This is a genomic window from Niveispirillum sp. GW835-FHT14G11 (genome assembly GCF_058793615.1).
This window is the reverse complement of the sequence record NZ_JBXAFZ010000012.1, coordinates 58,898-77,016: the sequence shown is the minus strand read 5'-3', so window position 1 is coordinate 77,016 and position 18,119 is coordinate 58,898. Positions and strand designations below refer to the sequence as shown.

Genomic DNA, 18,119 nt, shown 5'->3' with positions numbered 1-18,119 from the left:
CCTATGGGGTTTCGCGGCCCAGCGTGTCGATGCGGCGGGATAGCGGGTCGCGGTGCAGATGGTCGATGGCGGATTGCAGCAACGCCGGCAGGTCGGCGCCCAGTTGAGCGGTCAGCCCGTCCAGTGCCCTGGTCATCAAACCCAGATGGGCCGACAGCCGTTCTGCCTCGGCTTTACCTGCCGGCGTCAGCAGGATCAGCCGGCGGCGGCTGTCCTTGGGGTCGGGCTGGCGCAGGGCCAAGCCCTGTTCCTCTAGCGCCGCGATGCGCAGGGTGACCAGCTGATGCTGCTGGCCATAGGCCTGGGCCAGTTCGGTCAGCGATGCCGGCCCCTGATGATGCAGGTACATGACGGCCGAGACACAGATGGCCGGTGTGCGGAAGCCGAGCCGGGCCAGATGCTGGGCACTGTCCTCCGTGATCTGCTGGGCCAGCCGGTCGGCCAGCAGCGCCACGAAGGCCGGGCGGCTTTCGGGGTCCAGGAAGGACAGGGTGAAGGCGGGGGGAGTTTGCGTTGGTTTCATAATGCGCAAATATTTGCGCAAATCTTTTCTGATGTCAATCGGCCATAAAAAAGGGGACGGACCTCGCGATCCGCCCCCCGGAGTGACCCCGTCTCAGCCTCGGGGTTATTCCGCCGCCGCCAGGAAGCCACCCGACTGCCGGTGCCAGAGCTGGGCATAGCGCCCGCCCATGGCCAGCAATTCATGGTGGCTGCCTTCCTCCACCACCTGACCGCCTTCCAGATAGAGGATGCGGTCCATTTCGGTGATGGTGGACAGGCGGTGGGCGATGGCTATGACCGTGCGGCCTTCCATCAGGGTCCACAGAGCCTCCTGGATCAGATGCTCCGACTCGCTGTCCAAGGCGCTGGTCGCCTCGTCCAGGATCAGGATGCGGCTGTCCTTCAGCAGGGCGCGGGCGATGGCCACACGCTGGCGCTCCCCGCCCGACAGTTTCACGCCCTGTTCGCCGACGATCGTGTCGTACCCGGTGGGGCGCTTCATGATGAACTCGTCGGCATGGGCCTTGGTCGCCGCGGCGCGGATTTCCTCCAGGGAAGCGCCCGGCTTGCCATAGGCGATGTTCTCCCCCACGGTGCGGTGGAACACGCCCGGCTGCTGCGGCACCTCCGCCACCGCTTCGTTCAGGCTTTCGCGCGTGACATGGGCGATGTCCTGCCCGTCGATCAGCACGCGGCCATATTGCGGGTCGTACTGGCGGCGGATCAGCTTGACCAGGGTGCTCTTGCCCGCACCCGACCGGCCGACCAGCCCCACCTTCTCACCGGGCTTGATGGTCAGGTTCAGGCCGTTGAACACCTTGGTGCCGTCACCGAAGCTGAAATGCACCTCCCGCAGCTCGATCCCGCCGGCCCGTATGCGCAGCGCCGGGGCGCCCACCGTGTCGGTGATCTCATGCGGGGACGAGACCAGTTCCAACGCCTCCGACAGGGTTCCCAACTCCTCGAAGAAGGATAGCATGCGGTCAGACAGGTGCCAGACCGTATTGGAAATCTGGAAGGCCAGGGTGAAGACCAGCGTGAACTCACCCACCGTCATGGACCCGGCCAGGGTGCGCGCGATGGCGACCCAGACCAGGGCACCCAGCAGCGCCACGATGGACAGCATCTGGAACAGGCGCATGGCCACCAGGAACCAGCGCAGCCGGCGCGAACGGAACCGTTCCTCATTAATGTAATGGCCCAGGAACGACCGCTCGAACGCCGTGCGGGCAAAGCCGCGGATCAGGTCGGCATTGGTGATGGCGTCGATGATCCGGCCAGACGAGCTGGACACCGCCGCACTCATCTTCTCCGACAGGTGGAAGCAATGCCGGGCCAGCCAGCCTGACACGCAGACATAGACCAGCATCCACCCTGCCAGCACCGCGGAGAAGACCGGCGATGCCGTCCAGAGCAGGGCCAACGCCACGGCCAGCAGCACGATGACGCGGATCACGTCCCACATCAGGATTTCGATCACGCCCAGGACGGCATTCGCCCCCTGCTTGATCTTCTGGCCCAGCTTGCCGGCGAAATTATCCTGGAAATAACGGGGGCTGTGCCCCAGCAGCCAGGAGAACATGCGCTTCTGTGCCAGCGCCCGGATGGAGGGCGAGGTGTAGATGTCCATGATCTGATAGACGCGGTACATGCCCATGCTGCCCAGCCAGATGGCCAGCAGCAGCACGAACCAGCTCATGACGCCCAGCCCATGCACGCCCTCGGCCGGCGTGCCACCAGTGGCAGCCGTCAGCGCATCGACCACGGCCTTAAGGGCATAGGGCTCGAACGCCTCGATCCCCTGACCGATGATCACGGTCAGGGCCATCAGGCTGAGGCGCCCGGCAAACTTCTCCCGCACCAGGCCCCACATGAAGGCGAACGGCTTGGGCGGCAGGGGCCTGGTCGGCTCCTGATCCTCCCAGGCGAAATCCTGGTCCTGTCTTTCCAGACTATCAATGCGAACAGCGCGCATCCCGGCGCGCAGCATGGCGGCGAACATCGTCAACCCCGTCTCCGGCACAGGGCCATCCCCGCACCGCACAATACATCCGATATCGGAAGTGATGCGGTATGGTTAGGATTCTGTCAACGGGGAAAAAACTTGGGCGACGGATCAATTGAGCTTGGGGGTGGGGCCAATTCGGAGCGGGGTGGGGCGCCGCTCCGGGCGTATGCAACATCATGCAACGGAAAATCGGGGATGTTTCAGAGCCCGGCGCCTTGCCCCTCCGAATGAAGGGGCCTTACGCAACCATGTGAAACAGGAAAATCGCGATGTTTCAGAGTGTCTGAAAGCATCGCTCCGAATGGCCGACATGGCTATGGCGTGATGGACGCAGCATAGCATGAAGCGTCGCAAAAGTCAGCTTTCGGGCGTATCCCCGAAATGCCCCTCCGCCCAGTAATGCAGCGGCACCAGCAGGCAGGCCAGTTCCCGGCCTGCGTCCGTGAGGGCATAGCCATCGGACTGCTCCACGATCCGCGCCTCACGCAACTCCGCCAGCCTTGTATTCAGCACCGACGGGGAGATGGTCTCGCACCGTTCCTGCAGCGCGCGGAAGCTGATGCCCGGCTGCTGGTACAGTTCCCACATCACCCGCAAGGCCCAGCGGCGGCCCATCAGGTCCAGCAGCTGCATGATAGGGCGGCCGGTGGTGGTGCCCTGGATTGCTGACATGCCTTCTCCGGTCGCTACGATTTTCGTAGCGAATCTTACTTCGTTGCGCTACGAATTCTGTAGCACACCTGATGAAGCAGGAGAAATGCCCATGTCCGCGCGCCTTGCCCCTGTCAGCACCCCCTTCGATCCGTCCGTTGCCGCGCAGATCGACCGGCTGCGGCCGCCCGGCGCCCCGCCCTTGGCGCTGTTCACGACGCTGGCCCATAATCCGCGCGTGCTGTCGCGGCTGTTCGCGGGCGGGCTGCTGGATGCGGGCAGCATTTCGGTGCGGCAGCGCGAACTGGTGATCCTGCGCACCTGTGCCCAGGCGGGGGCCGATTATGAATGGGGGGTGCATGCGGCGCTGTTCGCAGGGCAGGCCGGCCTGACGGCGGCACAGGTGGCGGCGACGAAGGCGGAGAATCCGCTGGGGCCGGATTGGTCTGAGGATGATCTGCTGTTGCTGGACACGGCCGACGCGCTTTATGCGCAGGGCGATCTCAACGACAGACAGTGGGCGGAATTGTCGGCCCGGTTCGATGAGGGCCAGATGGTGGAACTGCTGGCGCTGGCGGGATATTATCGCAGCATCGCCCTGATCTGCCGCACGCTGCGGCTGCCGGTGGAAGGTTTCGCCGCGGCTTATTCGCCCGTGCCGGCCTCGGCATAGGCGGTGGCGGGAAGCTTGGGCTGGTAGTAATAGCCGGACTCCATCTTTTCCCGCTCCGCATGGGCGGCGATGCGGTCGATGACGGGCAGGGACCAGGCCGCCGCCAGCAGGCCCGTCCACAGCGCCGCCATCATCAGACGGTCCTTCATCGATTGAATTTTGACCAGCACACGGGACATTTTTGCCTCCATCGCTACCCTTCACCCTGGGCCTTCACCCAGGGTATGCATTAACTGTACCGTCCAATGTTTGCCGGGTTCTTAACGGACCGGTGCCCAAGCGGCGGCAAGGTTGTGACATTGTCAGGGCAAAGGGATAGGGAGGCCGGAATTGCGGATCGTCATGATGGCGCTGGGCTCCCGCGGGGACGTGCAGCCTTTCGCGGCGCTGGCCGCCGGGCTGGCGGCGCGGGAGCACACGGTGCGGCTGCTCACCGATGCCGGCTTTGCCGATCTGGTGGCGGGCAGGGGGGTGACCCTGGTCCCCGTGGCCGGTGACATCCGCCAGGATCTGGGGAGCGATGCCGCCGCGAAGATGTTCGACGAGGGGGCGAGCCCGCTGGCCGTGGCCGGCGCCATGCGCGATGTCAGCGAACGCTACGCCCCAGGCTGGGCCAAGGCGCTGCTGGAGGCGGCAAGGACTGCCGACCTGATCATTCCGGCCGGTGCCACATCCTTCATCGGCGCCACGGTGGCGGAGAAGCTGGGCATCCCCTATGTTCAGGCCTATCCGCAACCCAGCCTGCCCACCAGAGCCTTCCCCAGCCCGTTGGCGCCGCCGCCCAAGGGCAAGGCGCGGGGCCTTGCGAACTGGCTGCAGGGCTGGGCCGTGGCCCTATTCTTCTGGCAGGTGTTCCGACCGGGCGTGAACCGTATCCGGCGGGAGGTTTTCGATCTGCCCCCCTATCCGTTCCTGGGGCCCTACTGGCGGATGCGGCGGGATGGCGGACCGATGCTGTTCGGGCACAGCCCGTCGGTGCTGGCCAAACCCGCCGACTGGCCGGCCGCCGCCCATGTCACCGGCTATTGGTTCCTGGACCATCCGGACTGGCAGATGCCGTTCGAACTGGCGGAGTTCCTGGCCGGCGGGCCGCGGCCGATCTATATCGGATTCGGCAGCATGATGCCGGCTGACGCGGCGGTGAGCAGCGCCAAACTGGTGGCCGCCGTGCGCCGGGCCGGCTGCCGGGCCATCCTGGCCGGCGGCTGGGGAGGGTTGAAGCCGGCGGCCCCGACGCCCGACATCTTCTGGCTGGACGGTGCGCCGCATGACCGGCTGTTCGGCCATGTCGATCTGGTGGTCCATCATGGCGGGGCCGGTACCACGGCGGCGGGTCTGCGCGCCGGCGTGCCGGCCGTGGTGGTGCCGTTCCTGGCCGATCAGTTCTTCTGGGCCTGGTGGCTGGAAAAGATGGGCGTCAGCGGCGGCACCGTCCGGCACCGCGAACTGGATGCCGAAAGGCTGGCGGCGGCCATCCGCCTGGCCCTGGACGATCCCGCCATCCGCCAGCGCGCCGCCTTCCTGGGACGGCGCATCCGGGATGAGGAAGGAGTCGCGGCGGCGGTGCGGGTGATAGAGGGGGTGCTGGGAGCTTGACAGCCCAGACTTCGGCGATACTTCCGCTTCTGCCTGAGGGAACATTGAAGAGAAAAATGGGCCGCCCGGTGAGGAGCGGCCCGAAGTGGGGTGACAAGAAGAGAGAGAACCGTCGCCGTCCCCCTCCCGTGCCGAACGGGGACGTAACGGGTCTGGCCGGCAATCACTTGCCCGGACAGACGGCGCCGCCCGGATCGGCATCCAGCTTCAGGTCGGTGACCGTCAGGCCCAGCCGACCCTCGGTGCTGATCACCACCGGGGCATCGATCGTCGCCATCCGCGCACCGGCGGCGGCGAAGCATTTCAGGGAAATCTTGGTGGTCTGGAAGGTGCCGGGCTTGGCATCCGCCAGCAGCTTGGTGATGTCCAGGCTGGCGCGGCAGTCGCTGCCGCAGATCATCGAGACATGGGCCTTGGCCGTGGGCGCCTGGTCCACGCGATAACGCAGCGACAGGGTGACGTCGCCATTGGACTGGCGCGACAGGTCGATGGGGCGGCCGGAGATGATCAGCGAGCCCAGGCCCGACCCGTCCCAGGTCAACTGCTTGGCATCCTCCTGCGCCGCCACGTCCACCGATTTCAAGTCCACGACCTTGCCCGGGCTGGTGCCGGTGGTGGTGGTGACGCGCAGGTCGCCCACCTTGTCGGCGATGGCCAGCGACCAGGGGGCTGGTGCTGCGCCACGGCGGAAGAAGATGCCGGAGGCAGCGCCCGCACCGGCCGGCACACCCGACACTTCCGACAGGGGGGCCAGATCGCCCTTGTCCTTATAGGTCAGGCCATAGCCATAGGCGAATTGCGGGTCATAATTGGCATCGCCGCGGTTCAGCGGCGTCTGGATTGCGGTCTTGGGCCAGGAGAAGGAGAGCTTGCCGTTGAAGTCACGCTTCACCTTGCCATCCGCGCCCTTGAACAGCACGTCTGCGACGCCATTGCCCTCTGTCCCCGGCAGCCAGGCGGCGACAAACGCATCCGACGCATTGATCTCCGGGTTCACCCACATCGGGCGCCCCGACAGGAACACGGCGACGGTGGGGATGCCCTGGGCCTTCAGCTTCTTCAGCAGGGCCAGATCGGATTTGTCACCCGGCTGATATTCCAGCGTTTCCACATCGCCCTGGAATTCGGCATAGGGTTCCTCGCCGAACACCACGATGGCGACGTCGGGCTTGTCCTTGAAGGCGCCGTCCTTGTCATAGGCGACGGCGCCGCCGGCGGCCGCCACCGCTTGCTTGATACCGTCCAGAATGCTGGTGGCACCGGGAAATTCATCGTTGCGGTTGCCCGTGCCCTGCCAGGAGATGGTCCAGCCGCCCGTCTGCTTGCCGATATTGTCGGCCCCGTCACCGGCGACCAGAACCTTTGCCTTGGGCGACAGCGGCAGGACGCCTCCCTGGTTCTTCAACAGGACCAGCGATTTGGCGACGGCCTCGCGGCCCACGGCGCGGTGCTCGGGGCTGCCCAGGGTGGAAATGGCGGGCACGTCCTTGCGGTCCTTGGGTGCTGGCTTGTCGAACAGGCCGGCATGGAACTTCACGCGCAGGATGCGGCGCACCGCATCGTCCAGCCGGGCCATGGGGATGGTCCCGTCCTTCACCTGGGCCAGGGTGTTCTTGTAGAGCAGTTCCCAGCTGTCGGACGCCATGTACATATCCAGACCCGCGATCAGCGAGGTCGGGCAGTTGAACTTGGTGCAGCCGGGCACCTGGTCATGGGCGTTCCAGTCGCCAACGATGAAGCCGTTGAAGCCCATGCGGCCCTTCAGCACATCGGTCATCAGCTGCTTGTTGCCGTGATGCTTGATGTTCTGCCAGGAGCTGAAGCTGGTCATGATGGTCAGCACGCCGGCATCGATGGCGGGCGGATATCCCGCATTGTGCAGGCGGACCAGATCCTCTTCGCTGATCTTGGCGTCGCCCTGGTCGCGGCCCTGGTCGGTGCCGCCATCGGCCAGGAAATGCTTGGCGGTGGCCACCGTGCGGCCCGGCTTCATCCAATCCTTGGCGCCCAGGGTGCCCTGGATACCCTCCACCACGGCGCCGGCATAGGCGGCCACGATCTCCGGGTCCTCGGAGAAGCCTTCGTAAGAGCGGCCCCAGCGATCATCGCGAACCACAGACAAAGCCGGCGCGAAGGTCCAGTCGATGCCGGTGGCGGCCATCTCACGCGCCGTCACTTCGCCGGTGCGGCGCAGCAGGTCGCGGTCGCGGGTGGCACCCAGCGCGATATTGTGCGGGAAAATGGTGGCAGCACCAATATTGCCGTGGCCATGCACAGCGTCCACGCCGAAAATAACCGGGATCTGGGTGTGGCCGTCACGCTTTTCCACGGAAACCCGGTAGAATTCGTCCGCCAGATCCAGCCAGGCCTGCGCCGGGGCGCGGTCATCGCCATTGGGACCGGAATTGCCGCCCGCCAGGATCGATCCCAGCGGATACTTGCGCAGGTCGGCGGGCTTGATCGTGGAAATATCGCCCTGGATCGTCTGGCCGACCTTCTCCTCCACGCTCATTCCCGATATGAGGGCGTCGATCTTCTTCTCGATCACGGGATCGATCAGGCGCTGGGCTTTGGCGGCGGGCCACTTCTCGGGATGCAGGGTCTGGGCCGGCGTCGCCGGACCGTCGGCGGAAAGGGCCACATTGGCCGAGAGTACCCCACCCAGGCCAGCCACCAGGGCAAGCGCGCTGACAAGGCCAAGGGCGCGGGCCAGCCGCGCGGTTCGCTTCGACGTCACTCTAGGATCCTCCCGATCTGCGTTCGTTATCACGGCGGGTCTTTTCGACCCTTTCCGTGGCTTATGTCTGACATCGTTGTCAGATGAAATGACATCAACCCGCCGGGCTGTCAACGCCCAAGTCTCAACAAATTCGAACCCTCTGGCCCGGATGACGGGGCGAGTGGAAACCCGAGGCTGTCATCCACACTGTCAACGCTGTCATCCCAGATGTCCGATGGTCATCCAGTACCGCCCCTGTCGGGCATCCACGTTACCGCTACCACGAATTCACTATCCTGTGCAAAGCCTTAGGGCGATGGCGCGCAGGCTATGGGTGGAATTTTGTATTGAGAATTGGCAGCGATGTCAATTGACGATCGGGTGCATCGGCGCAGACCGTGTTTCGCTGCGCCTGCGAAGAAACGCCAATGTTTCAGCCATATTCTCCACCTGCATTCAGGGATATGCGGGACTGTGCAATTGATGACAGCGTTATCAAACCCTATTGACTGCGCTGTCAAGATTGTCCAAGGTATGGCCGGGCCATTAATCAAACCATAAAGGCTAATTCGCCCAGAGCCGTGAGGGAGGAGGTAGGCATGGACCCGCCTGAGGTGCGTCCCCATTATGGGGATTAAATAAATCAAAATGCCTTAATGGCCTTAAGTTCTTGTGGGAGGTAAAAGATGTCAATGAAGTTCAAGCCCGGATTCTACCTGGGCTCCGCCGCCGCCATCGCCCTGGCGGTATCCTTGCCGGCCATGGCGCAGCAGGCGCCGGCCCAGCCGGCCGAAGGCGGCGTGCTGGACGAGATCATCGTCACCGGTTTCCGCGCCTCGCTGGCCAATGCGCTGCAGACCAAGCGCAATTCCAACGAGATCATCGAGTCCATCACCGCCGAGGATATGGGCAAGTTCCCCGATCAGAATATCGCGGAAAGCCTGCAGCGCCTGTCGGGCGTGCAGATCGACCGTGACAATGGCCAGGGCACGAAGGTCCGCATCCGCGGCCTGGACCAGAATGTCACGCTGCTGAATGAAGAGATTTTCCTGACCGGTCTGGAAATCTTCACCCTGGGTGAAGGCCAGACTCGCAGCACCGACAGCCTGGAAGGTGTGCCGTCGGAACTGCTGGGCGGGGTGGATGTCTACAAGTCGCCGAACGCCCGCCTGCTGGAAGGTGGCCTGGGCGGCACGGTGAACCTGAAGACCCGCAACCCCCTGGTCCTGGACCCCGGCTATACCATCGCCGGCAACGTGCGCGCGGCCAAGTCGTCGGGCGCCGATGGCGGCTGGAAGCCGCTGGGTGCCTTGGCGCTGGGTTACAACTGGGATGACAAGGCGGCCTTCATCGCCACCCTGTCCTACGACAAGCAGAACAGCCAGACGGACGTCCTGGGGGGTCAGAACCGCGGCAATTGGCGCTTTGCCGAGCGCGGCGACAAGGCCACGGTGACCAAGAACTACTACGCGCCGGAATATCGCTACGTCACCGACCGCGAGCAGACCCGCGAACGTATCGGCGGCTCGCTGGCCGGTGCGGTGCAACTGTCCGATGCTGTGGAAGTGTCGGGCGAATGGTTCCATTCCGAACTGGACATTCTGACGTCGGAAGCCTCGCTGAAGTTCCCGTTCGCCATCGAAAGCCCTGGCCTGGATACCACCAAGCCCTACACGATCGATGAGAATGGTGTTCTGATCAACGGTACCCTGATCGCCAATTCGGCGGAAGCCATCTCTTATGTCCAGAATTCCAAGATCGACAGCGACAATTTCGGCCTGAAGCTGAAATATGACGATGGCGGCAATTTCCGGGGCTCGCTGCGCGGTGCCTATGCCAAGGCCGATCTGTTCTCTGACAGTGCCAACAACGACGTCCGCTATACCCAGTACAGCGTGCCGACGGCCGATGCCACCAGTCCCACCGGCTTCAGCCACAGACCCGCCAACCCGACGGCGCCGGCCAATTACCGGTTCAATTACGCCAACAATGGCGGCACGCTGCCGTCATTCTCCCTGGCCACCACGCCGGACCTCTATACCAACCCGGCTTATGGTTATTTCAAGTCACACTGGGTGTTTGGTGATCGCGCCGACCTGGAGAATTACTCCGTACGTGCGGATGGCGAGTATGACCCGGAATTCATCCCCGCCAGCAACGTGACCCTGTCCACCGGTTATCGCTATGCCTCGCGCGATATCGATTACACCCGTGGCCGTTATCTGGCCGACCTGACCAGCAAGGGTGAGTTGGACGGCACCAAGTTCGGCCAGAAATGGACGCCGTATGGCTATTTCATGGATGGCGCCATCGGCTTCAAGTCCTGCGAACTGCCGGCCGGCACGCCGGGCATTCCGAACGGCTGTAACAACCGCTTCGGCAATTCCGCCCCGCTATTGACCCCGTTCCAGACCATGACGGGTTCGGCCGGCCGGGTGGAGACGATCAACAACTTCTTCTCCTCCGGCGACATGGTCGGCGGCAAAATCCTGGTCCAGGACCGCAGCCAGATGAAGGACGGGGCCGCATGGATCCAGTCCCTGTATCCGTCCACGCCCTTTGCCTTCTATGAGGAGCCGCTGGAAAGCTTCCGTGTCAAGGAAAGCACCCATTCCGGCTATCTGATGGCCGACATCGGCGATCCGGGCGATGGTTATCACATCAATGTCGGCGCCCGCCTGATCCATACCAACCTGACCGTCTATCAGAACCGCGCCACCGATCCGGATCCGGTCTATCTGGGTACTGACAGCTGGAACGGCGTTCTGCGTGACAGCGAGACCGTCGCCAACGAGCGGTCCTACACGGACATCCTGCCCAGCCTGAACATGGTCTTCGACCTGGATGAAGGCCAGAAGGTGCGCTTCGCCGCCTCGCGCGTCGTGGCCCGCCAGAACCTGTTCGAACTGGGTCGTGGTTTCCGCGTGGACTTCACCCGCAACCCGACCACCAACCTGTTCGAAGCTGTCAGCGGCTCGGCCGGCAACCCCGAACTGGATCCGTTCCGCGCCTCGCAGTTCGACCTTGGCTACGAATATTATTTCGGCAGCCAGGGTCTGGTGTCGGCGGTCGGCTTCTGGAAGGAAGTGGACAGCTTCATCGCCAATGAGACCAAGCCCGAATTCGTCCTGGATCAGGCCGGGGGCCGCAACACCCCCATCACCCGCCCGATCAATGGCGAAGGTGGCCGTATCAAGGGCTTCGAGCTCAGCGCGCAGTACGCGTTTGATTTCGGTGCCGGTTTCAACCTGAATTACACGTTCTCCGACAGCAAGTCGCCCTTCTTCAATGATTTCGACACGGGCCTGCCGATTCCGGGCGTTGCCAAGCACGCGTTCAATGGCCAAGTCTATTACGAGTATGAAGGGCTGGAGGCGCGCGTTTCCTACACCTGGCGCAACAAGTCGTTCGCGGGCAATTTCGGCTTCGGCGACGGGGCGGTCACCCGTACGCTGGGTATCTGGAACCGGTCTTACGGCCAGCTGGACGCCCAGATCGGTTATCAGCTGACCGAACAGATCGGCCTGACGCTGGAAGCGATCAACCTGACCAAGGAAGATCAGAGCCAGTATCTGCAGTTCGACAATCTGCCCTTCACCTATAGTTCCGGTTCGCAGCGCATCATGGCGGGCGTCCGGTTCAAGCTGGGCGAGTAGGGGCCGACGGGAGGGCCCGGCGGCGGGGGCACCCGTCGCCCGGTTCGTTTAGGGAGGAAAATGCCCCGCCCCGCCCCCATTCTCCGGCCCCCACCGGAGGATGGGGGCGGGGTGAAGGCATTACAGGGAAAGACGTCCGTGAACGGGCGCGAAAGCAGGGAGTGGTCACTATGGCGGGCAATCTTCCGGGCAGCATCCTGATCGTGGGTGGCGGTACCGCTGGCTGGATGGCCGCGGCGGCACTGGCGCGGGCCGTGGGCCGGCATACGCGCATCCAGCTGGTGGAAAGCAGCGCCATCGGCACCGTCGGCGTGGGCGAGGCGACGATCCCCGCCATCCGCGGGTTCAACCATATGCTGGGCCTGGACGAGGCGGATTTTCTGCGTCAAACCCAAGGCACCTACAAGCTGGGCATCGAATTCCGCGACTGGACGCGGATCGATCATAGCTATTTCCATCCCTTCGGTGTGCATGGTGCCAGCCTGGACGCCAACTATACCCACCAATACTGGCTGCGCCTGAACGCCATGGGGGAGGGCGGGCGGCTGGAGGATTATTCGCTCTGCACCGTCATGGCGGAGCAGGGGCGCTACATGGCGCCGGTCACCGATCCGCGCAACATCATGTCGGTGGTGGGATCGGCCTATCATTTCGATGCCAGCCTCTATGCCGCCTATCTGCGCCGCTATGCCGAGCGCCTGGGCGTCATCCGCCTGGACCGCAAGGTGGTGGATGTGAGCTTGCGCGGCGAGGATGGTTATGTCGAGGCGGTGATCTGCGATGGCGGGGAGCGGCTGTCGGCGGATTTCTTCATCGACTGCACGGGCTTTGCCGGCCTGCTGATCGAGAAAGCGCTGAAAACGGGATATGAGGATTGGACGCACTGGCTGCCCTGTGACCGGGCCTGGGCCGTGCCGTCATCGGGTGACGGGCGCATCACGCCCTTCACGCGATCGACGGCCCGCACTGCCGGATGGCAATGGCGTATCCCGCTGCGCCACCGGGTGGGCAACGGCCATGTGTTCAGCAGCGCCCATATCGGGGAGGGGCAGGCGCGCGAGATCCTGCTGGCCAACCTGGATGGCGAGGCGCTGGCGGAACCCAAGCTGCTGCGCTTTGCCACCGGGCGGCGGCGGCAATCCTGGGTGAAGAACTGCCTGTCGCTGGGATTGGCGTCGGGGTTTCTGGAGCCGCTGGAAAGCACGTCCATCCACCTGATCCAGACGGGGATCACCAAGCTTCTGGATTTTTTCCCCGGCCGGCAGATCGATGGAGCCGAGGTGCGGGAATATAATGCGCTCGCCCAGGCCGAGTTCGAGGCGGTGCGAGACTTCCTGATCCTGCACTATCACGTGACGGAACGGTCCGACAGCGCGTTCTGGAACCATTGCCGGACCATGGACATCCCCGACAGCCTGAAAAGCCGGATCGAGCTGTTCCGCCGGCGGGGTCGGGTATCCACCCGGGCCCGCGCCCTGTTCACCGATACAAGCTGGATCGCGGTGATGCTGGGGCAGGGGATCACGCCGGAAGGGTATGATCCGCTGGTCGATCTGCACCCGCTGCCGGCGGTGCGCGACCGGATGGCGACGATGCGGGCCCGCATCCGGCAGGCGGCAGACGCCATGCCCACGCATGAGGCATTCCTGGGCAAGCTGGCGGCGGCGTGAGGGGAGTTACAACCATCCCCGCCGCTTGAAATAAAAGAACGGCACGATCACCGACACGATCATCAAACCGATGGCCAGCGGATAGCCGAAGGGCCAGTCCAGTTCCGGCATGAAGTGGAAATTCATGCCATAGATGCTGGCCACCAGCGTCGGCGGCAGGAAGACCACCGCGGCGATGGAGAATATCTTGACGATATTGTTCTGCTCGATCCCCACCACGCCCAGCAGCGCATCCAGCTGGAAGGCGATGTTGGAGGACAGGAAGGCCGTGTAATCGGCCAGCGACTGCGCATCCTGGCTCAAGGTCTTCAGGCGCGCCCGCAGGGTCTTGTCGGCCGCCAGTTCGCGCACCGTGGCGGTAAACGCGATGATGCGGGTCAGGGTCACCAGGCTTTCGCGCGCCTTGCCCGTCAGGTCATGGGCCCGCGCGATGCGCTTCAGCAACTGGTGCTGCTGGTCGGAATTGAGATGGCCCTGGTGATCCTCGATCAACAGTTCGCGGGCCACCGCCGTCACGTCGCGGCCCGCCCCCTCCAGTACATCGGCGATTCGGTCCAGGATGGCATCCAGCAGCGCCAGGAAGCTCGACGCGCCATTCTCCAGCTTCACGCTCTGGCGGGTGACCTGGTGGTGGAAGCCGTAGAAGGGCTTGGGATCGTCGAAGCGCAGGGTGATCAACGTCTCGCCGGTCAGGACGAAGGTGATGTCCATCGTCTCCGGCACGGGCGCGTCGGCGCGACACAGCACCGTGGCCGTCATGAAGGCGCCGCCGGCGTCGCGGTAGACGCGGCTCGACAGCTCGATCTCCTTCATCTCCTCTCGCGTCGGCAGGACGACGCCGAAGGTCTGTTCGACCAGATGGCGTTCACTGGCGCTGGGAGCATTCAGGTCGATCCAGCAGGCCTGACGCAGGATTTCCACGGACGGCACGCCATCCATGGGCTCGTTACGACCTTCGATCATGCGGTAGGCGCGGATCATCGGCCTTCTCCCCCGCGTCATAAGCTGCTGACCGTTCCGGCTTTACCCTGTCCGGGGCGTGGGGGGAAGCGAAGTTTCGCCGCAGGTAGGGGCTTTGCGCCCTCAATCGCCGGGCGCCGCCATCCGGCGGCTTGGCTGCGTGGCATGGGCCGCGTGGCGGCAGTCGCCGCCGGCCCCGGAACCCGATGCGATGAACGCACCGGGTTTCGGGGCAACTCAACGCTGGCGTGGCGCGCGCGTTACAGGTACATGCTGGCACCCATGAATCCGCTGCTGAAACTCGCCCTCGAAGCAGGTCCCCTGGCCCTGTTCTTCGTCATCAATTCCCGCTACGGCCTGATGGCCGGTACGGGGGTATTCATGGCCGCCACGGTGGTGGCGCTGTCGGTCAACTGGCTGCTGGAAAGACGGCTGCCAGTGATGCCGCTGGTCGGCTGCTTCTTCGTGCTGGTGTTCGGCGGCCTGACCCTGTGGCTGAATGATGAGCTGTTCATCAAGATCAAGCCGACGGTGGTCAATCTGCTGCTGTCGGCCAGCCTGTTCGTGGGTCTGGCGCTGAAACGCAACCTGCTGAAAGTGGTGCTGGGTGCGGCCCTGGATTTGACCGACGCGGGCTGGCGTGTCCTGACGGTGCGCTGGGCCTGGTTCTTTCTGCTGCTGGCCGTGCTGAACGAACTGGTCTGGCGCAATTTCGGCACGGAGATCTGGGTGAATTTCAAGGTGTTCGGCATCATGCCGCTGTCCATCGCCTTCTCCCTGGCCCAGATCCCGGTGATCATGAAGCACCAGAAGCCGGAGGTGGGCGAGGGGGCCGGGGCACCGTGAGCGGCGAGCGCACCTTCTTCGACGATCTGGCCGTGGGGGAGGTGCAGCGCTCCCGTACCCTCACAGTCGAACGCGAGGCGATGCTGGATTATGCGCGGCGCTATGATCCCTGGGACTTCCATGTCGATGAGCAAGCGGCCGCCGGCACCCATTTCGGCGGCCTGATCGCCAGCGGCGGCTACACGATCTCGCTCTCCTACATCCTGGGGCACGAGACCATGGCCAAAGGCGGCAAGCCCTGGGCCTTCCTGGGCGGTTTCGACTGGCAGCTGAAATTCCAGAAGCCGGTGCGGGCCGGGGACAGTCTGCACCTGACCGACACGATCATGGAACTGACGCCGTCGCGCAAGGGCGGGCGGGGCATCGTGAAGTTTCGGCGCGAACTGTGGAACCAGGCGGCTGAGGTGGTGCTGTCGATCGACATTGTGGGGCTGGTGGCGGCCCGCGACCAGGCAACGCCCGCGTAACAGCGAACCCTTTCCATTTCGCAATGAATTCAGTTGGTAACACCGGAGTAACGTCGGTTGCGCGAGGCCGTCGCCGGTTCCAATGATCCCCCTGTCATTTCCTGATGGGGGTAATCATGTCGCGTCTCGTCCGTGCATCCACGCTCGCCCTGCTGGCCCTGTCGGCGGGTGGGCTGCTGGGGGCCTGTTCGATCAATGTCAATGACGGGGAATATGAGGACGGCCATTACCGCATGCCCCGTACTGCGACCGACCTCTGCCGGCGCGAGGTGGACCGGTCGTTCGGCGACCGCTATCGCATCGCCTTCGAACTGCCGGAACTGTCCACCAGTGGCAATGTCCAGACCGTCAGCCAGCCCTTCACCATGGCCAGCCGCAAGGACGCCTTCGAAGGTCCGCAGCGCCGCAGCCTGCGTTGCACCGTCGTCGATGGCGTGCTGACCCAGGCCGTGCAGAACTGAGGGCGATAGCTGGGAAAACCCGCCCCGCTCTCCCAGCGAAGGCCGGGACCCGGGGGCCATGGGGAAGACGGAGACGCCGCGCTGATCGACGCAGGCTGACAGGTCGGGCCCGTGATCCTGGGTCCCGGCCTTCGCCGGGAAGGCGATTGAGGGGGGCGTTCGGTGAAGCCCGACTGACTGTGGTGTCGCCGTAAAAAGAAAGGCCGCCTTGGGCATCCCCACGGCGGCCTTCATCTTTTACAGCCAACTCTGCCTTACGCGGCGCGGGCGGCCATCAGCTTCTTGATCTCGGCGATGGCCTTGGCCGGGTTCAGACCCTTGGGGCAGGTCTGGGTGCAGTTCATGATCGTGTGGCAGCGATAGAGGCGGAACGGATCCTCCAGCGCGTCCAGACGCTCACCCGTCATCTCGTCGCGGCTGTCGGCGATGAAGCGATAGGCCTGCAACAGAACGGCCGGGCCCAGGTAGCGGTCGCCATTCCACCAGTAGCTGGGGCACGAGGTCGTGCAGCAGAAGCACAGGATGCACTCATAGAGCCCGTCCAGCTTCTCGCGCTCTTCCGGGCTCTGCAGACGCTCGCGCGAGGGCGCGGTGCTCTGCGTCTGCAGCCAGGGCTGGATGGAGGCCAGCTGGGCATAATTCTGGTTCAGGTCGGGGACCAGATCCTTGACCACCGGCTGATGCGGCAGCGGATAGATCTTGACGTCGCCCTTCACCTCGTCGATCGGCTTCAGGCAGGCGAGCGTATTGCGCCCGTCGATATTCATGGCGCAGGAGCCGCAGATGCCCTCACGGCAGGACCGGCGGAAGGTCAGGGTGCTGTCGACATCGTTCTTGATGTGGATCAGCGCGTCCAGGACCATCGGACCGCATTTGTCCAGGTCGATCTCGTACTTGTCCTCACGCGGGTTCTCGCCCGAATCCGGATCGTAACGGTAGATGCGGAAGGTGCGGGTACGCTTGGCGTCCGCCGACGCCGACTTGATGGTCTTGCCGGGCTTGACTTTGGAATTGGCGGGCAGGGTGAATTCGGCCATGGGTCTAACGCCTGTTCAGCAGATGGACTGTCCATACCCACCCGGTTTTGCCGGGCGCGCGCGGGGGTACCCCAGACGCCGGACAACGCCTGGGCAAAAGGACAATAGAAAGCTTGGGCGCAGAAATCCATGACCGATTTGTGCATCGCGGGAATGGACGGGGTGCGGCAAATGCTCCCCTCCCCGCGCGGAACGGGGGGCGATTGCATGCGGTCCGCGCCAATCACCAGGAACCGGACCAACCCCGTCATCCCATATCTGTTCGCCCGTCACGGGATCGCCGCCGATGCCGGGGCGCCGACCTGCTGATCCCGCCGGTATCCGGCTTCAGGTACCGATGGCAAGCCAGTTCACGAAATAGTTGGTGGCGCCGTTGGAACTGGTGATCACAAATCCCTCATTGTTCACATGCGTGACTGTCTCGACATAGGAGGCGCTGTAATTATTCTCCCAGTTCGGCGTCAGTATGACGACGGGTGTGGAATTGAATGGCTTCTGGAAGGTGACCTCGACACTGCCCTGTTGGAATTTTCCCTTGGTCCCGTACTGCACGACGCTTGACGACCCCATCACGGCTTCGGATGGGATGGAGGGATGATTGTGGCTCATTGCGGTCTCCATCGAGTTCGATATATGCCATATACAATTTTAAAGGAGAATATATTACTATTATATATCGTTGAGAATGGAAAGTTAAATTTTTCACCAAGGCAATGGGTGACTTAATGGTGTTATTCAATCAATGAAATCAATGAACTATGGAGATTGATTACAAGTGTAAAGGCCAATTGCAAGTACCCGCTCCCGAACGGCATGGGCTTTATTCCACCTGCGGCGGGCGGACAGGGTGCGGTCTCGCGACCGGCCGCAC

The 18,119-nt window shown here is 63.8% G+C and carries 15 protein-coding genes; 7 read left to right on the top strand and 8 right to left on the bottom strand.

Going from position 1 to position 18,119, the window contains the following annotated elements; all coding sequences use genetic code 11:
- Window position 1: 1 nt before the first annotated feature.
- The 3 genes from AC1Q7F_RS21515 to AC1Q7F_RS21505 all read right to left on the bottom strand — a co-directional run bounded on the left by AC1Q7F_RS21515 (window position 2) and on the right by AC1Q7F_RS21505 (window position 3,184).
- On the bottom strand, window positions 2-523 hold the full coding sequence (locus AC1Q7F_RS21515; protein WP_492510591.1) for a MarR family winged helix-turn-helix transcriptional regulator: 522 nt from the start codon (window positions 521-523) through the stop codon (window positions 2-4).
- A gap of 105 nt (window positions 524-628) precedes the next feature.
- The gene (locus tag AC1Q7F_RS21510; protein WP_492510799.1) at window positions 629-2,506 is read right to left on the bottom strand and encodes an ABC transporter ATP-binding protein; all 1,878 of its coding nucleotides are present in this window, start codon (window positions 2,504-2,506) and stop codon (window positions 629-631) included.
- A gap of 363 nt (window positions 2,507-2,869) precedes the next feature.
- Entirely contained in the window at window positions 2,870-3,184 is a 315-nt protein-coding gene (locus AC1Q7F_RS21505; RefSeq protein ID WP_492510590.1) for a winged helix-turn-helix transcriptional regulator, read from the bottom strand.
- 91 nt (window positions 3,185-3,275) lie between these two features.
- Between AC1Q7F_RS21505 and AC1Q7F_RS21500 the strand changes: the two genes are divergently transcribed.
- Complete coding sequence (locus AC1Q7F_RS21500; RefSeq protein WP_492510589.1) at window positions 3,276-3,836, top strand: carboxymuconolactone decarboxylase family protein; 561 nt, start codon at window positions 3,276-3,278, stop codon at window positions 3,834-3,836.
- Here the strand turns inward: AC1Q7F_RS21500 and AC1Q7F_RS21495 are convergent.
- Window positions 3,809-4,015, bottom strand: coding sequence for a hypothetical protein (locus tag AC1Q7F_RS21495; RefSeq protein WP_492510588.1), 207 nt, complete (start codon window positions 4,013-4,015; stop codon window positions 3,809-3,811). The genes AC1Q7F_RS21500 and AC1Q7F_RS21495 overlap by 28 nt on opposite strands.
- A 151-nt stretch (window positions 4,016-4,166) precedes the next feature.
- Here AC1Q7F_RS21495 and AC1Q7F_RS21490 point away from each other — a divergent pair, with 151 nt between their 5' ends.
- Complete coding sequence (locus tag AC1Q7F_RS21490; RefSeq protein ID WP_492510587.1) at window positions 4,167-5,432, top strand: glycosyltransferase; 1,266 nt, start codon at window positions 4,167-4,169, stop codon at window positions 5,430-5,432.
- 163 nt (window positions 5,433-5,595) lie between these two features.
- Here AC1Q7F_RS21490 and AC1Q7F_RS21485 read toward each other — a convergent pair whose 3' ends face one another.
- A complete protein-coding gene (locus AC1Q7F_RS21485) occupies window positions 5,596-8,169 on the bottom strand; it encodes a glycoside hydrolase family 3 protein (RefSeq protein ID WP_492510586.1) in 2,574 nt (857 codons plus the stop codon).
- A 668-nt stretch (window positions 8,170-8,837) separates the two neighbouring features.
- Between AC1Q7F_RS21485 and AC1Q7F_RS21480 the strand changes: the two genes are divergently transcribed.
- Window positions 8,838-11,807, top strand: a complete 2,970-nt coding sequence (locus tag AC1Q7F_RS21480) for a TonB-dependent receptor (RefSeq protein WP_492510585.1) — start codon at window positions 8,838-8,840, stop codon at window positions 11,805-11,807.
- Window positions 11,808-11,977: 170 nt separating this feature from the next.
- On the top strand, window positions 11,978-13,477 hold the full coding sequence (locus AC1Q7F_RS21475; protein WP_492510584.1) for a tryptophan halogenase family protein: 1,500 nt from the start codon (window positions 11,978-11,980) through the stop codon (window positions 13,475-13,477).
- Between the two features lie 6 nt (window positions 13,478-13,483).
- Here AC1Q7F_RS21475 and AC1Q7F_RS21470 read toward each other — a convergent pair whose 3' ends face one another.
- Window positions 13,484-14,458, bottom strand: a complete 975-nt coding sequence (locus AC1Q7F_RS21470) for a magnesium transporter CorA family protein (RefSeq protein WP_492510583.1) — start codon at window positions 14,456-14,458, stop codon at window positions 13,484-13,486.
- 249 nt (window positions 14,459-14,707) lie between these two features.
- On the opposite strand from AC1Q7F_RS21470, the gene AC1Q7F_RS21465 reads away from it, so the two are divergent.
- From AC1Q7F_RS21465 to AC1Q7F_RS21455, 3 genes are all read left to right on the top strand, one after another.
- Window positions 14,708-15,283 carry a septation protein A gene (locus AC1Q7F_RS21465; RefSeq protein WP_492510582.1) on the top strand — a complete coding sequence of 192 codons (576 nt, stop codon included), beginning with the start codon at window positions 14,708-14,710 and terminating at the stop codon, window positions 15,281-15,283.
- On the top strand, window positions 15,280-15,750 hold the full coding sequence (locus AC1Q7F_RS21460) for a MaoC/PaaZ C-terminal domain-containing protein (RefSeq protein WP_492510581.1): 471 nt from the start codon (window positions 15,280-15,282) through the stop codon (window positions 15,748-15,750). Before AC1Q7F_RS21465 ends, AC1Q7F_RS21460 begins: the two co-directional genes overlap by 4 nt.
- A gap of 116 nt (window positions 15,751-15,866) precedes the next feature.
- Window positions 15,867-16,211: a hypothetical protein gene (locus tag AC1Q7F_RS21455; protein ID WP_492510580.1), complete on the top strand. Its 345-nt coding sequence runs from the start codon at window positions 15,867-15,869 to the stop codon at window positions 16,209-16,211.
- 254 nt (window positions 16,212-16,465) lie between these two features.
- Here the strand turns inward: AC1Q7F_RS21455 and AC1Q7F_RS21450 are convergent, their stop codons facing one another.
- Both AC1Q7F_RS21450 and AC1Q7F_RS21445 read right to left on the bottom strand, forming a co-directional pair.
- On the bottom strand, window positions 16,466-17,248 hold the full coding sequence (locus AC1Q7F_RS21450) for a succinate dehydrogenase iron-sulfur subunit (RefSeq protein ID WP_492510579.1): 783 nt from the start codon (window positions 17,246-17,248) through the stop codon (window positions 16,466-16,468).
- A gap of 327 nt (window positions 17,249-17,575) precedes the next feature.
- Window positions 17,576-17,857, bottom strand: a complete 282-nt coding sequence (locus tag AC1Q7F_RS21445; RefSeq protein WP_492510578.1) for an H-type lectin domain-containing protein — start codon at window positions 17,855-17,857, stop codon at window positions 17,576-17,578.
- Window positions 17,858-18,119: the final 262 nt, after the last annotated feature.